Annotated in this window: 10 protein-coding genes; 4 read left to right on the top strand and 6 right to left on the bottom strand. The window is 55.9% G+C overall.

Annotation, left to right across the window (positions count from 1 at the left end):
- Positions 1 to 92: 92 nt before the first annotated feature.
- From ACL2XN_RS11865 to ACL2XN_RS11845, 5 genes are all read right to left on the bottom strand, one after another.
- Positions 93 to 887, bottom strand: coding sequence for an SDR family NAD(P)-dependent oxidoreductase (locus tag ACL2XN_RS11865; protein WP_413730880.1), 795 nt, complete (start codon positions 885 to 887; stop codon positions 93 to 95).
- Positions 888 to 1131: 244 nt separating this feature from the next.
- Positions 1132 to 2019: a LysR family transcriptional regulator gene (locus ACL2XN_RS11860; RefSeq protein ID WP_413730879.1), complete on the bottom strand. Its 888-nt coding sequence runs from the start codon at positions 2017 to 2019 to the stop codon at positions 1132 to 1134.
- Between the two features lie 126 nt (positions 2020 to 2145).
- Entirely contained in the window at positions 2146 to 2628 is a 483-nt protein-coding gene (locus ACL2XN_RS11855; protein WP_413730878.1) for a hypothetical protein, read from the bottom strand.
- Between the two features lie 21 nt (positions 2629 to 2649).
- Positions 2650 to 3483 (bottom strand): hypothetical protein, encoded by an 834-nt coding sequence (locus tag ACL2XN_RS11850; RefSeq protein ID WP_413730877.1) that lies wholly within the window; start codon positions 3481 to 3483, stop codon positions 2650 to 2652.
- Positions 3484 to 3662: 179 nt separating this feature from the next.
- A complete protein-coding gene (locus ACL2XN_RS11845) occupies positions 3663 to 4583 on the bottom strand; it encodes a hypothetical protein (protein WP_413730876.1) in 921 nt (306 codons plus the stop codon).
- 359 nt (positions 4584 to 4942) lie between these two features.
- Here ACL2XN_RS11845 and ACL2XN_RS11840 point away from each other — a divergent pair, with 359 nt between their 5' ends.
- The 3 genes from ACL2XN_RS11840 to fusA all read left to right on the top strand — a co-directional run bounded on the left by ACL2XN_RS11840 (position 4943) and on the right by fusA (position 9631).
- Positions 4943 to 6016, top strand: coding sequence for a fatty acid desaturase (locus tag ACL2XN_RS11840; RefSeq protein WP_413730875.1), 1074 nt, complete (start codon positions 4943 to 4945; stop codon positions 6014 to 6016).
- 554 nt (positions 6017 to 6570) lie between these two features.
- Complete coding sequence (locus tag ACL2XN_RS11835; protein WP_413730874.1) at positions 6571 to 7269, top strand: extensin family protein; 699 nt, start codon at positions 6571 to 6573, stop codon at positions 7267 to 7269.
- A 262-nt stretch (positions 7270 to 7531) separates the two neighbouring features.
- Positions 7532 to 9631, top strand: a complete 2100-nt coding sequence (gene fusA / locus ACL2XN_RS11830) for an elongation factor G (protein ID WP_410016238.1) — start codon at positions 7532 to 7534, stop codon at positions 9629 to 9631.
- A gap of 906 nt (positions 9632 to 10537) precedes the next feature.
- Here the strand turns inward: fusA and ACL2XN_RS11825 are convergent.
- The gene (locus ACL2XN_RS11825; RefSeq protein ID WP_413730873.1) at positions 10538 to 12436 is read right to left on the bottom strand and encodes an autotransporter outer membrane beta-barrel domain-containing protein; all 1899 of its coding nucleotides are present in this window, start codon (positions 12434 to 12436) and stop codon (positions 10538 to 10540) included.
- A gap of 298 nt (positions 12437 to 12734) precedes the next feature.
- On the opposite strand from ACL2XN_RS11825, the gene ACL2XN_RS11820 reads away from it, so the two are divergent.
- The gene (locus ACL2XN_RS11820) at positions 12735 to 13136 is read left to right on the top strand and encodes a hypothetical protein (protein WP_413722236.1); all 402 of its coding nucleotides are present in this window, start codon (positions 12735 to 12737) and stop codon (positions 13134 to 13136) included.
- Positions 13137 to 13255 lie beyond the last annotated feature (119 nt).

The following is a 13255-nucleotide window of genomic DNA, read 5'->3' as shown; positions in this document are numbered from 1 at the left end:
CTTCACATCTTTTTAACAAGTTAGTGAAGTGATTATGCCTGATATCGCGCGCGCATCCCAGAGGTGCGGCAGGGCCGGAGTTCAGGTCGCCGCTAGACGATACTGTTGATAACCCCGCCGTCCACCCGCAGCGCCGCGCCGGTGGTGGCCGATGCTTGCCGGGAGCAGGTATATACCACCAGGTTGGCCACTTCCTCGGGGGTCGCCAGCCGTTGGATAATAGAGGTTGACCGGTGGGTGCGCACAAAATCGGTTCCCGCCTGTTCAATACTCACGCCCGCATCCCGGGCGGAATCCTTCAGCATCTCGCGCACGCCTTCGGACAGCGTTGGGCCGGGCAGTACCGAGTTTACCGTGACCCCGGTGCCGGCGGCGAGTTTGGCCAACCCGCCCGCGACGGCCAGCTGCGCCGTTTTGGTCACCCCGTAATGGATCATTTCCGGCGGGATATTAAGCGCCGACTCCGATGAAATAAACACGATGCGCCCCCAGTCGCGTTCCAGCATGCCTTGCAGGTAAAAACGCGCCAGTCGTATGCCGGACATAACGTTGGTCTGGAAATAACGCTCCCACTCATCGTCATCCACGTCGAAAAAAGGCTTAGGGCCGTAAATGCCGGCGTTATTGACGATAATATCGGCGGCGGGTACGGCGCCGGTAAGCGTAGCCACGCCCGCCGCATCGGACAAATCAGCCGCCACGCCTTCAACCGCCGCCTGCGGCACCGTGTGTCGCAACTGGCCCAGCGCCTTATCTACCGTGGCCTGGCTGCGGCCGTTAATCACCACTGACGCGCCGGCGCGCGCCAGCCCAGTGGCGATGGCAAAACCGATGCCGCCGGTGGAGGCGGTGACGATGGCGCGTTTTCCCGATAAATCAATATGCATAATACTCTCCAGAAAAAAATGCGAGGACATGGCGCGGGACAACCTGTTCACCAGCTTATCTCCGCCGGCCGTAAGACGCGACAATAAGTTCGCTTCTGATGATGCTGAAGGTGCGCGTCTGAATGAATGATAGGTCATGATGGTTGCGGCGTTAAGCGGGGCAAGGCGAACCCCTGCGTCTTTGTGACGCGGTCCTCACGCTGCGCCGGCGATATCGGGCAGGCAAACTGCCGTCGGCCTGCGGTTATGCCAGGTTTTCAGCCAGGAAGTGCAGTAGCCGTTTGATGCGGGGCGGCTGGAATTTATTCCGATTATACAGGGCGACAAGGGGCGCCGGTTCAATAAAATACTGATCCAATACCGTCACCAGCCGGCCCGCGGCCAGGTCTTCACTGATATCCAGGATCGACTTATAAGCGAATCCGTATCCCATGACGGCCCATTTGCGGCTAATGTCGTCGTCATTGGTGGTGTAGGCGGGGGTCATGGTCAGCTGCCGCGGCATTTTTGCTTCATCGCGATAAACCCATTGCTCCTGATTGCCTAAGGTATTAATCAGGGCAATGGACGGCAATGCCTGCAGATGGGGGGGCGCCAGCGGTGGATCCAATTGCGCCAGCAGCGCCGGAGCAACGCATACCACCCGATGACTGTCGGCCAGTTTATAGGCCGTCATGCCGGCGTCGTCGTGCTGCCCATAGCGGATGGCGATGTCAATGTCGTCGCCGATCGGGGCGGTCGTGGCATCGGCCAGAGAGAGAATAAAGTGTATTGCGGGAAAGTCTTGGCGAAAGCGCTCCAATAAGCCAATCAGACGATTGCGGCCAACGTCGGAGGGGGCGGTAATGCGTATCGCGCCCTTGATGTCATCCTTGCCCGAACGCAACAGCTCGGTGACGTCATTAAGCTGTTCCACGGCGCGCTGGCTATAGCTTAGGAACAGCTTGCCCTCGTCGGTCAGCCTGAGCTGGCGGGTGGTCCGTTCAAACAGGCGCACCTTGAGACCGGTCTCCAGACGCACGATGCAGGCGCTCGCCGCCGCCGGAGAACAACCGAGCTTACGTCCCGCCGCCGAAAAACTGCCCAACATCGCCGCTTCGATAAAAAGTCGCAAATCACTTAAACGTTCCACTCATTATCCTTAATCTCATCTCTTTTACATTAGCATCCTTTATTATGCTGGATGACGGCGGAATTCGCCTTATTCTGCCGTTGCGTTAATTCCCCATCCCAACATAAGGTATTGACAACGGCTAATTTAGCGTATAAGGCCAGCGTCTTGACGCGCGCGCTCGGCCGCCAGCCGCGCCCTGAAATCATTCAGCGCGCTAATCTCTCGCCGCAGCGCGTTTGCCCGCGCCGTCTGCCCGCGCCGGACCGGGCTTATGTCGGTACCGGGAATCAGCCTGGCCAACGCCGCCAGCAGCTCAGGCAGGGGCTGGTTTTTGTTCTGCCTGACAAAATGGCTAAGCGCGACATAAGTCAGCGGAATATAAGCTGATTCACTATGCACAATCATCCGTGGATGACGGCGGTAGAAGCCCAACAGCTGGATTTTCGCATCCGCGACAATCTCATTTTCCCGGCAAGTGCCTTCACGGGCCGGCGCCTGCGCCGGCCTGAAACGACGGTCCTTCGCCCGAACTCCCGCGGCCGGCGGCAGGCCGCTTAGCCGCCCGGCGCCGATATCCGCGAAAACGCCCAGGGCGGCACTGACAAAAGAAATATCTGACCATCGCATATCAACTTCCTCTGAAATGAGTCACAGTGGTTGGTTCTGGGTTATCCGCTGATGCAGCAGGTCATCGACGATAAGCAGGTCCTGCCGCCAAAGCGCGCATGCCTGGTCCAGGTCATCATTAATGCCGGTTAACCTTTGTTCGCGCCTTGTTATCGCCCGGCCGACAAAATAATCCAGTGAATCCAGCAGGGCGGCGGCGGCGCGGGCGCGGGCGGCGGCGAGCCCCCCGGGATAGCACGCGATCAAATCATCCAACTGCCGTCGTACTTCCCCGCTCAGCGCGTTGTTTCTGTCGCCGTCCATAAGATGATCCTCCAGGGACAGCGTAATAAGGCGGGGAGGATGGGGCAGCAGCGGCGCCAGGCTGTTTTCCAATGTGCAACGGGTTGTCTCGCGCGGTTTCCCCTCCTCGTCATGCAGTATCATTATCAGCCGTCGCCCGAGATCGGGAAAACGGTTCTGCAAGGCGGCCAGAAAACGGATTTCCGGCTGAGCCAGCCCCGGCTGGCCCGCGCCGTGGACATACAGGATCCAGTCCGCGCCGATAGCGCCGGCCAGCGCGCCGGCGGGGGAGTCGTTGATATCGTCGATAAAGAGACAGCGGCGGGAGGGGTGATCAACGCCGCTTTTTTCTGGCGAATGGCGGTCGCTCAGGGCCGTGCGCGCATTACCGCTGATGGCGGCAGGCAATACCTTCTCCAGGACGCGTTTGCCCGTACCGCGTAAACCGCACAGCGCGATACGGTGTTCGGATAACGGACGAGCATGATTTGTCCGAAATTCCCGATAAAAAATGGCAAATTCAGGATCTTCTTTGCATAAGTAGTGCAAATTATCGCGCTCAGTCCTGTTCATTCTTCATGATTTCCCATGACATACTTAAGTCCCGCTAAGGTTATCGGCAGACCTTGCCTGATGTTTAACCTTCTGTTGCCCGGGGATGGCAGGAATGGTTCGATAATGCCGGGTCGAAAGCCCGCCGACCCTCATGAGCCATGAGGTTTTTGCTTATCAATACGGCGAGATATAAAACTTCAGGCAAGAAATAATTTTACTGAGCGGCTAATAAGGTTAATGTCTTCTCCCATTTGTATTATGGCACTGATATTATTAGTTTCTCTTGGCGTTGACATGTGCTCATTGCGTGCCTGTAGCAATCTTTCATACAAGTATTGCCCAAGCGCTGTTTCAGCAGGGAGATCCGTAATAAATGTCTCTTCCGACAGGCTATGGGCCAGGGCCAGATATTTACTCATAAAAGGCACGACGAGATATTTTAGCAGATGGTTGCCTGGACTAAATACGTTGGCAAACATTTTGTCTAGACATTCCCGCAGACGTTCGGAGATGCTCTCCAGTTTATCCTGCAGGCGGCCGGTTTTCCCGGTGTTAAAATGCGAACGTTGATCATAGATGTCCGTTGCTAAGATAACACCCATTTCTTTCATGATGCTAAAATAAATAGGCGCGGTTATTATGGTTTTTTCAGGGTTGTTCTTAATGTAATCTTGCACCAGGTAATGTAATTCAGCATAACTTTTAATAAAATATAAATAATTTTTATCCCTTCGGTTATGGTATTTGTTTTTAACCTTGTGCGCCGACTTTCCCGCCAGGGCAAAAAAAAGGGTTAGACTGCGCTGCGAATATTCCTGCTCGAAACTGTCTGTTCCCATTCCCTTGGCGGCAAGGAGGGCGCGGACATCGCCTTGCGGCGCGTTTGTTCCGCGGTCACCCGGTGTATCAACGGCGGCGACTGGTGCGGCGCCGCTATCAGCGCGCGATTCATCGCCGGCCATAGTGACGTGGCGGGTAAAAAGGGGAACAGGAGCGGGTCTTGCCAGGACCAACGCGTTCCGATAGTTATTCTGCCGTGGCTGTGTTTCCCTGCCGCACAGGTTGGCGCCATAAGAAAACGTGCAGGCAATACTCGTTTGCGAAATAATGTTACCCATTATGCTCCGATGGCGTTTAAGCGAACCACTATCAATAAAATAATATGATTGTAGTTTGAAAATAACCGTTATTGTCTTTTGCCATGCCTGTTGTCAGGTCCTGCATGGGATATTAACAGAGGGAAATAACTTCGTAAACGCCGGTAATGACAAGAATATTGCGCGGACGATCATCCTACGTAATGAATTATAGATGATTATTATATTTTTTATAAAATCAGGATGGTGTTTTTTTAATGCCCCCAGCGCCGGCGGTACACCTATAACCTGATCTTTCGTCGTGGTGCTTGCTGAGGCCCCTTATCTCATTTCTCGCCATTCTATTGCCGTTTTAATTCGTTGGTTGCGCCGCCGGGGTGATGAATACTGACAAAAAAACCATCGGGGTAGACGCCATGTCAGAGCCAGGAAGAAAAACCGCGCACTATTTGCATGACGGCCAGCGCGATCGCATCAGGCAACTGGCGTCCACCCGATTGTGGCGCTGGGAACTGCCGACCTGGGGCCTGATCGCGCTTATTTATGCCGGGTGGTTCGGCACGGTGCATTACTGGACGGCGCTGGGGCCGTGGGTCGGCACGCCGCTGCTTATCTGGTTCACTACCTGGTATCTGTCGCTGCAACATGAGCTGATTCACGGTCATCCTACGCGCCTGCCGTGGCTGAACCAACTGTTTGGCCTGCTGCCGCTGGCGGTATGGTATCCCTATGGCCTGTACCGCGATTCACATTTGCGCCATCACCGCGACGATCATTTGACCGATCCGGTGGAGGATCCCGAGGGCTATTATTTCAGCGGCGAGAGCTGGCAGGGATTTTCCGCGCTCCGGCGGCGTCTGGTCCGGGTACGTAACACCTTGGCCGGACGTGTGCTTATCGGGCCGGCGCTGGATATCTACCGCGCGCTGCGCGGCATGGTGGCGGCCGTGGCCGGCGGCAATCGCCGCGCTGTCGGGATGTGGCTTATGCATGGCCTGCTGCTGCTGGCCCTGCTGCACTGGGTGGCGTCATCGGGTTTGCCGGTAGGGTATTTTCTGCTGGCCATAAGCTATCCGGCCCTGGCCATCACCAAAATCCGCTCGTTTATGGAGCATCGCGCCGCCCGCGATCCCCAGGCCCGCTCTGTTATCAACGAGGCGGCGTGGCCCTGGCGGTTGCTATTTCTTAACCTGAACTATCATTTAGTCCATCATGATTTACCCGCCGTGCCCTGGTATGCGCTGCGCCGGGTCTATCTGGCCGATCGGGCCGCCTATCAACGGCGCAACGGCGGCTTTGTCGTGCAGGGTTATGCTGAATGGCTGGGCGAGTACGCCTTCAGGCCGGCCGAGGTCGAAGTACATCCGTCATCGTTGGGCGACACCAGGCTTTCCGGGATGCCGGAACCTGTAAAGGACGCTTTTATTGCCGGAGCGGGATATCCACCGCAATGATGCCGGGATGGTCTGCAGCGCGTTGATTTACCATTGGATAAAGTATGCTGTGGCGAGGAGTAAGCCGGGAAAAGGGTTGGGAAAAACAGGAGGATGAAGCGGGTAGGATGCCCCGAACCGAAGTTCGAGGCGTAAAGTCTAGCTCATTGCTACATGAAACCGACGCAAGTATGGACCTAAATACCGGATCCGTAAATACGCATAGCGACAATTTTCGCATCCCGGCGGGTGATTGCTCAGCAACTGTTCAATACAGGCGGTAATGACGGACATGAAGAGCGGGCCTGGCCGACGGCGGGCGTAAAAAAAGCCCGCACAGAGGGGCGGGCAAAGACTTCACAGCAAATCAAACAGCTTAGTTGATGGATGAGTTCGATGGCGTAAAGCTGGGTATCGCCTTCATTTTAATCATAGCCAGTACAAATAAACATCAGTACAACCACTTTCAAAATTACTAATTGAATCATGTGGCAATAACTTAATTACTTCTACGTCTATACTGATTAACAACGTCGGCGATGGGCCGGTTTTAACGCTATAGGGGTGAAGTAAAGGTGCGACTGCTGACCTGCCTGTTGGTTCTGGTGGTGTTGTTAACGGCATTAGCCCCCCGTATCCGGCCCCTGCTGCCGCCCGGCTATGACCCTTTTTTGCCTTTGTCGGTCAGCGATCCGCCGACGTTTATCACCCGCTACAAACTTAAACAGCTGGCTGCCGATCCTCCGGCCTGCCTGGCGGCGCTTGAAAGGGCAAGCGCCGCCGGACGCCTTTCTTTCAGCAAGGTCGCCGATACCACCGGACCTTGCCCGCTATTGTCGCCCGTGAGGGTGCGCGGGTTCGGCCCGGTCGGGCTTAGCTCCAGTTTTCTCGCCAGCTGTCCGCTGGCGCTGAGCAGCGCCATGTTTGTCGGCCAGGCGGCGGCGCCCCTGGCGGCGGCAGGTCTTGCGTCTCCTTTAGCTCGGATTGATCATCTTGGCAGCTATGCGTGTCGTAACATCTATCACCGCAGCGAGGGGCGGCTTAGCGAACATGCAGGCGCGCAGGCGCTGGATGTGTCAGGCTTTATCCTCGCCGACGGACGGCGCATTACGGTGTCGCAACAGTGGCGGCGCCAGGATCCGGCCGGTGATTATTTACGTGACGTGTTTATGCAAAGCTGCGCTTTTTTCGGCAATTCGCTCGGTCCCGATTACAACGCCGCCCACGCCAATCATTTCCATTTCGGCATGCGCGGTTTTGGCGTCTGCCGCTAGACGCAGCATTTTGATTAACGGCCGTCCGGCAGCCCGCGCGCAGAGCGGGCGGCGACGGTAATGGCAATAAAGCCGTGGCTGACATTGAAGACAGGGCGCAAAAGGAGCATTCTGGCAAAGCGCGCCGGCATTTTTTAACCCTATTGCCGGAAAGCCTGGGATTGCGTTAATAAGACTTTTTATTACATATGCCCCGTCGCCATAGGCCGGCGGGGACGGTTAAACAGCAGGTTTTGTCCTGTAGGGCATTTAAGGTAATTGTATGGTCCGTAAAACTCCCATAGAGCGATATCGCAACATCGGCATCAGTGCGCATATAGATGCCGGCAAGACCACCACCACCGAGCGTATTTTGTTTTACACGGGCGTCAGCCATAAAATCGGTGAAGTGCATGATGGCGCCGCGACGATGGATTGGATGGAGCAGGAACAGGAGCGCGGCATTACCATTACCTCAGCTGCCACGACAACCTTCTGGAAAGGGATGGCCGGTAATTATCCGGAACATCACATTAATATCATCGATACTCCCGGGCATGTGGATTTTACCATCGAAGTGGAACGTTCGATGCGGGTGCTCGACGGCGCCGTGATGGTCTACGACTCGGTGGGCGGGGTGCAGCCGCAATCGGAAACCGTGTGGCGCCAGGCCAATAAATATAAAGTGCCGCGCATCGCGTTCGTCAACAAAATGGATCGCACCGGAGCGGATTTCTTCCGGGTCCAGACCCAGATTGCCAAACGCCTGAAAGGCGTGGCGGTGCCGATCCAGATTCCCGTGGGCGCGGAAGAGGGTTTCCAGGGCGTGGTCGATCTGGTCAAAATGAAAATCATTGTCTGGGACGATACTACCCAGGGGGTTAAGTTTACCTATCAGGATATTCCTGAAGATCTGCTGGCCCCGGCCCAGGAATGGCGCAACCATATGATGGAAGCGGCGGCGGAAGCCAGCGAGGAACTGCTGAATAAATACCTCAATGGCGAAACGCTTACCGAAGACGAAATCAAGGGCGCCATTCGTAAACGGACCATCGCCAATGAAATTGTGCCGATGCTGTGCGGCAGTGCGTTCAAAAATAAAGGCGTTCAGGCGCTGCTGGATGCGGTGGTTGATTATCTGCCGTCGCCCATTGATGTGCCGGCAATAAGCGGGCATGACGAGGACGATAAGGAGGCGGAACGTCATTCCAGCGATACCGAACCGTTCTCCGCGCTGGCGTTTAAGATCATGACCGACCCCTTTGTCGGCCAGCTGATTTTTTTCCGGGTTTATTCCGGCGTGATTGCCACCGGCGACTCGGTTTACAATCCGGTCAAGGGAAAGAAAGAGCGTTTGGGCCGGCTGCTGCAAATGCATGCCAATGAACGTAAAGACATTAAGGAAGTGCATGCCGGCGATATCGCCGCCACCGTGGGCATGAAGGATGTGACCACCGGCGATACCCTGTGCGATCCTGATCATCCGATTATCCTTGAACGTATGGTTTTCCCCGATCCGGTCATTTCACAGGCCATCGAGCCTAAAACCAAGGTCGATCAGGAAAAAATGGGTATTGCCCTGGGGCGTTTGATGCAGGAAGACCCGTCGTTTCGCGTCAAGACCGACGAGGAGTCCGGCCAGACCATTATCTCCGGCATGGGCGAGCTGCATCTGGAAATCCTGATGGAGCGTATGCGGCGTGAGTTCGGCGTGGCGGTGACGGTGGGTAAACCGCAGGTGGCCTATCGTGAAACCATCAAAAAGACCGTGGAAGAAGTGGAAGGCAAGTACGTTAAGCAGACCGGCGGCCGTGGGCAGTATGGGCATGTGGTGTTGAAAATCGAACCGCAGCCGGCGGGGAAAGGGTATGAATTCGTCGATGCCATCAAGGGTGGGGTGGTGCCGCGCGAGTATATTTCCTCTATCGATAAGGGTATTCAGGATACCTTGACCTCCGGCGTTTTGGGCGGTTATCCGGTGGTGGATGTGAAAGCTACGCTGTTTTTCGGTTCCTATCATGAGGTCGATTCCAACGAAAATGCGTTTCGTATGGCGGCGTCGATGGCGTTTAAGGATGGGATGCGCCAGGCGCAGCCAATTCTGCTGGAGCCAATGATGGCGGTGGAAGTGGAAACGCCGGAAGATTTCATGGGCAACGTGATGGGTGATTTGTCGTCACGGCGCGGTATGGTGCAGGGGATGGAAGATATTCTCGGCAGCAAGCTTATTCGTGCCGAAGTGCCGTTGGCGGAAATGTTCGGTTATTCCACCACGCTGCGGTCTATGTCGCAGGGGCGCGCCACTTATACCATGGAGTTTAAGCACTATTCGGAAGCGCCGAAAGCGGTGGCCGAGGCAGTGATCAAAACCCGCGGTAAGTAACGCTATATATGCCCGGTGATGGCGGGCTTATCGTGCCATGGGGCCTCGGTCGGGCGGGAAAACCACGCCCGATTCGGCCCCATCGGCACGCTCTCCCTTTGACACGCTCGTTGCAGGATTTGTGTTAGCGGGCCTACCGCGCCATGGGGCCTCGGTCGGGCGGGAAAAGCACGCCCGATTCGACCCCATCGGCACGCTCTCCCTTTGACACGCTCGTTGCAGGATTTGTGTTAGCGGGCCTACCGCGCCATGGGGCCTCGGTCGGGCGTGAACACCACGCCCGATTCAACCCCATCGGCACGCTCTCCCTTTGACACGCTCGTTGCAGGATTTGTGTTAGCGGGCCTACCGCGCCATGGGGCCTCGGTCGGGCGGGAAAAGCACGCCCGATTCAACCCCATCGGCACGCTCTCCCTTTGACACGCCTGCATTGAGATCGGGGTTGGCGGGCATACCGTGCCATGGGGTCTCGGTCGGGCGGGAAAAGCACGCCCGATTCGACCCCATCGGCACGCTCTCCCTTTGACACGCTCGTTGCAGGATTTGTGTTAGCGGGCCTACCGCGCCATGGGGCCTCGGTCGGGCGGGAAAAGCACGCCCGATTCGACCCCATCGGCACGGTCTCCCTTTGACACGCTCGTTGCAGGATTTGTGTTAGCGGGCTTATCGTGCCATGGGGCCTCGGTCGGGCGGGAAAAGCACGCCCGATTCGGCCCCATTGGCACGGTCTCCCTTTGACACGCTCGTTGCAGGATTTGTGTTAGCGGGCCTACCGCGCCATGGGGCCTCGGTCGGGCGGGAAAAGCACGCCCGATTCGGCCCCATTGGCACGCTCTCCCTTTGACACGACTGCGTTGAGATCGGGGTTGGCGGGCTTACCGTGCTTATCTTGAGCCGGGTTTAGTGTCAGAACTGGTATTTCACGCCCACTATGCCGGTGGTGTCGCTGTAGCCTTTATTGCCAACCTGTTGTGCGACATTGCCCCAAAGATTAACATTGCGGTTAATTTGTCCTTCAACCCCGAGCTTAAGTTCTGCGATATTGGCCGCGCCGTCTTGGCTGACCGTTATCCCATCCATGCTGACGCCAAAATCATCCGAATTGTGGATCCAGTTAGCCTCGACATAGGGCTGAAAGGCCCGATCCTTGTCGTTGTCCCGCTCACTGTAAGTGTGCATATAGGCTTTAACGCCCAAACGGGTCTGGATATTGCCGTCACCTTCTCCCGATACCCTGGTGCCGTTGGCTTCGGTATGGTCATCGGCTTTGACGCCCATCCAGATGGCTTGGACCTGGGGCTGGACATAATAGGTGGTGTTTTTAGCGGCGTTTTCGCCGAACTTAACGGCATAACCGCTTTCAAGCGAGGCGCTGGCTCCTTTGGACTTATACTCTTCCTCGTTTAAATCCTGGCCCGACACCCTATTGTTAAACCAGCCATATTGTGTCCAGCCGTCGATATATAAACCCGTTTTGTCCATCGCATTGGCGTACCAGGTCGCGTAGATACCCAGGCTATACCCGTCGACAGCACTGTTTGCACTGTAGCCGGATACGCGTGACCCGGTATTACTTTTAGCATTGCCGTAGCCGGCCATAACACCTAATCGAATACTATCGAGGCTGCTGCTGCTCCACTGGCCGATATCGCCGCCCAGTTGCAGTACATAACGATTGCTCTGGGTCCTGAGCTGGCCGTTGTCATCACGGGAACGGTTATGACCGCCTTCATTGATTAGCCACAGACTGGTGGACTTGTCCTCGCCCGTCAGCGCGTCGGTATAGTGAGCCATGCCCTGACGATTATCCAAACGGTTGGCGAATAGGGTATTGGCGGCGGCCAGATTGGCGGTATAGCTCCCTGCCTCCGGACGTTCAACCCGTCCCGGTTCTGGGGTGGGGACGGGTTCTGGCGATGGGCCGGGCCCCGGATTCGGATCCTCGACCGAGCTATGCAAATACCAGTTCGCGGCATCAGTTCCGGCGCCGCGCGTCAGGGTATAATCATAGGCGCCCGCCACAATACGGCCTGATTGCAAGAATTCACCGTCTGAGACGCCGTTGACCGAGATCAGTTCAATACCGTCCACGGTGGCGCCGCCGCCGCCGCCGGCATTATTGACGCTGACCAGGGTCGTGCCGGACGTATTGCCGCCGATAATCAGTCTTTCAGTCTTTGTCGCATCATCAGATAACCGGGCATTAAAATTAAGACGACCGTTATTGCCGGCATAATCACCCGTCACGTTAAGTACGGTTCCGCCATCACCGTTAAGGTTAATGGTACCCGCATTGTTCATGCTGGCGATAGTTTGGTTAAAACCCTGTAAATTCATCGTCCCGGCCGGGGCGACGGTATAGGCCGACCGGCTGCTGAAGGCATTAGCGCCTCCGGCGACTAACGTTGCGCCGTGAATAACGGTATCGCCGGTGTAGGCGTTTTCGCCGGTGAGAGTCAATATGCCGTTATTAACATTGACTATTAACGGCGCCGCAGACCCGGTGTTTTTAATATTGCCCGTTAACCTCCACTCCCCATCGCCATTTTTGGTCAGGGTTTGAAAATCGGTGATATCGCCCGACAGCAGATCCGCGGCGGGCGGCGATCCGGCCACGCTATTGAGCACCAGGGCATTGGCGCCTTCGCCGCCGCTGATATTACCTGTAAGCGTCGATCCTCCTTCAAGGGTTAAACGGTCATTACCGGGACCGAAGGCGATATTGCCGATAATTACCCCGCCGGTATGGTTGGTCAAGGACACCGCGGTGCCGGAGCTGCCGATAACCGTATTTGCCGGGTCCATGGCTCTGAGGGTACCGTAGTTGTCAATAACATTGCTGCCGATGTCGGGATCGGCGGATGCAAACCAGATTGCCGACCTGCCCGCGCCTTGAATTAAACCGCGGTTTGTAATGCTATTTCCGCTGCCCATGACAGTAATTGCGTCATTTGTGGGGGACGTCCCGAGGCCCAAGACCTGGGCGCCGGTTTCTACGTTTAAGTTGTTATTATTATTAAACTCAATGGTATTGTGACCCAGCCCCCACGCACCGGCGCCGGATAGGCCATCCGTGTCGTTTTGCACCGTCGCGCGTGCCTGAATGGCAATCGTGGCGCCCGTGTCAAACGTGATGGCGGTGACTGTACCGGTTTCAATCCTGGCGGCAGGCAGCACCAGAAGATTCACATCATTCATCCCCGGGCCGTTGCCGACGGTGTCGGTTTGTACCGACAAGTTGGTACAGGTGGTGGTTTTGCCATTCGTCGGCGGGGGGGTACACGCCGCCCAGGTGTTGCCCGGAGCGGTAAAAAAAAACCATATAGCGGCCATCATTATTATATTAAATTTATTTATTATTTTTAATTCAAATTGTCTTGTTATAGTAATAAATAAAGCTAAAGCATCACGGGTAAATCGCATCGCTACAGTTGTTTTGCGCATCATTACCGGTCCTTTCAGAGATAGGGTAAAGAGGGTTCGTGCGCCAGGCGAAAATATTTGACCCTGTGTTCTGGCTTAATTCACGACCCGTCCGGCTGCCGGTGCGCTCGACCAAATAACATCTAATGCGCGCGTAAATATCCGGCATTATATATTTAAATAAATAAAATCCACTTATGA

The organism is Sodalis sp. RH22 (assembly GCF_047324165.1).
GTDB lineage: Bacteria > Pseudomonadota > Gammaproteobacteria > Enterobacterales > Enterobacteriaceae > Acerihabitans.
Note: the sequence above shows the minus strand (reverse complement) of the source record. Positions and strands in the feature narration are given on the sequence as shown.

Excerpts from the sequence above, each read along its gene's own strand:
- ACL2XN_RS11825 (WP_413730873.1), bottom strand. The coding sequence starts at position 12,436 with ATGGACCCGGCAAATACGGTTATCGGCAGCTCCGGCACCGCGGTGTCC.
- fusA (WP_410016238.1), top strand. The coding sequence starts at position 7,532 with ATGGTCCGTAAAACTCCCATAGAGCGATATCGCAACATCGGCATCAGT.
- ACL2XN_RS11855 (WP_413730878.1), bottom strand. The coding sequence starts at position 2,628 with ATGCGATGGTCAGATATTTCTTTTGTCAGTGCCGCCCTGGGCGTTTTC.
- ACL2XN_RS11865 (WP_413730880.1), bottom strand. The coding sequence starts at position 887 with ATGCATATTGATTTATCGGGAAAACGCGCCATCGTCACCGCCTCCACC.
- ACL2XN_RS11845 (WP_413730876.1), bottom strand. The coding sequence starts at position 4,583 with ATGGGTAACATTATTTCGCAAACGAGTATTGCCTGCACGTTTTCTTAT.
- ACL2XN_RS11820 (WP_413722236.1), top strand. The coding sequence starts at position 12,735 with ATGGCAATCGTGGCGCCCGTGTCAAACGTGATGGCGGTGACTGTACCG.
- ACL2XN_RS11840 (WP_413730875.1), top strand. The coding sequence starts at position 4,943 with ATGAATACTGACAAAAAAACCATCGGGGTAGACGCCATGTCAGAGCCA.
- ACL2XN_RS11850 (WP_413730877.1), bottom strand. The coding sequence starts at position 3,483 with ATGAACAGGACTGAGCGCGATAATTTGCACTACTTATGCAAAGAAGAT.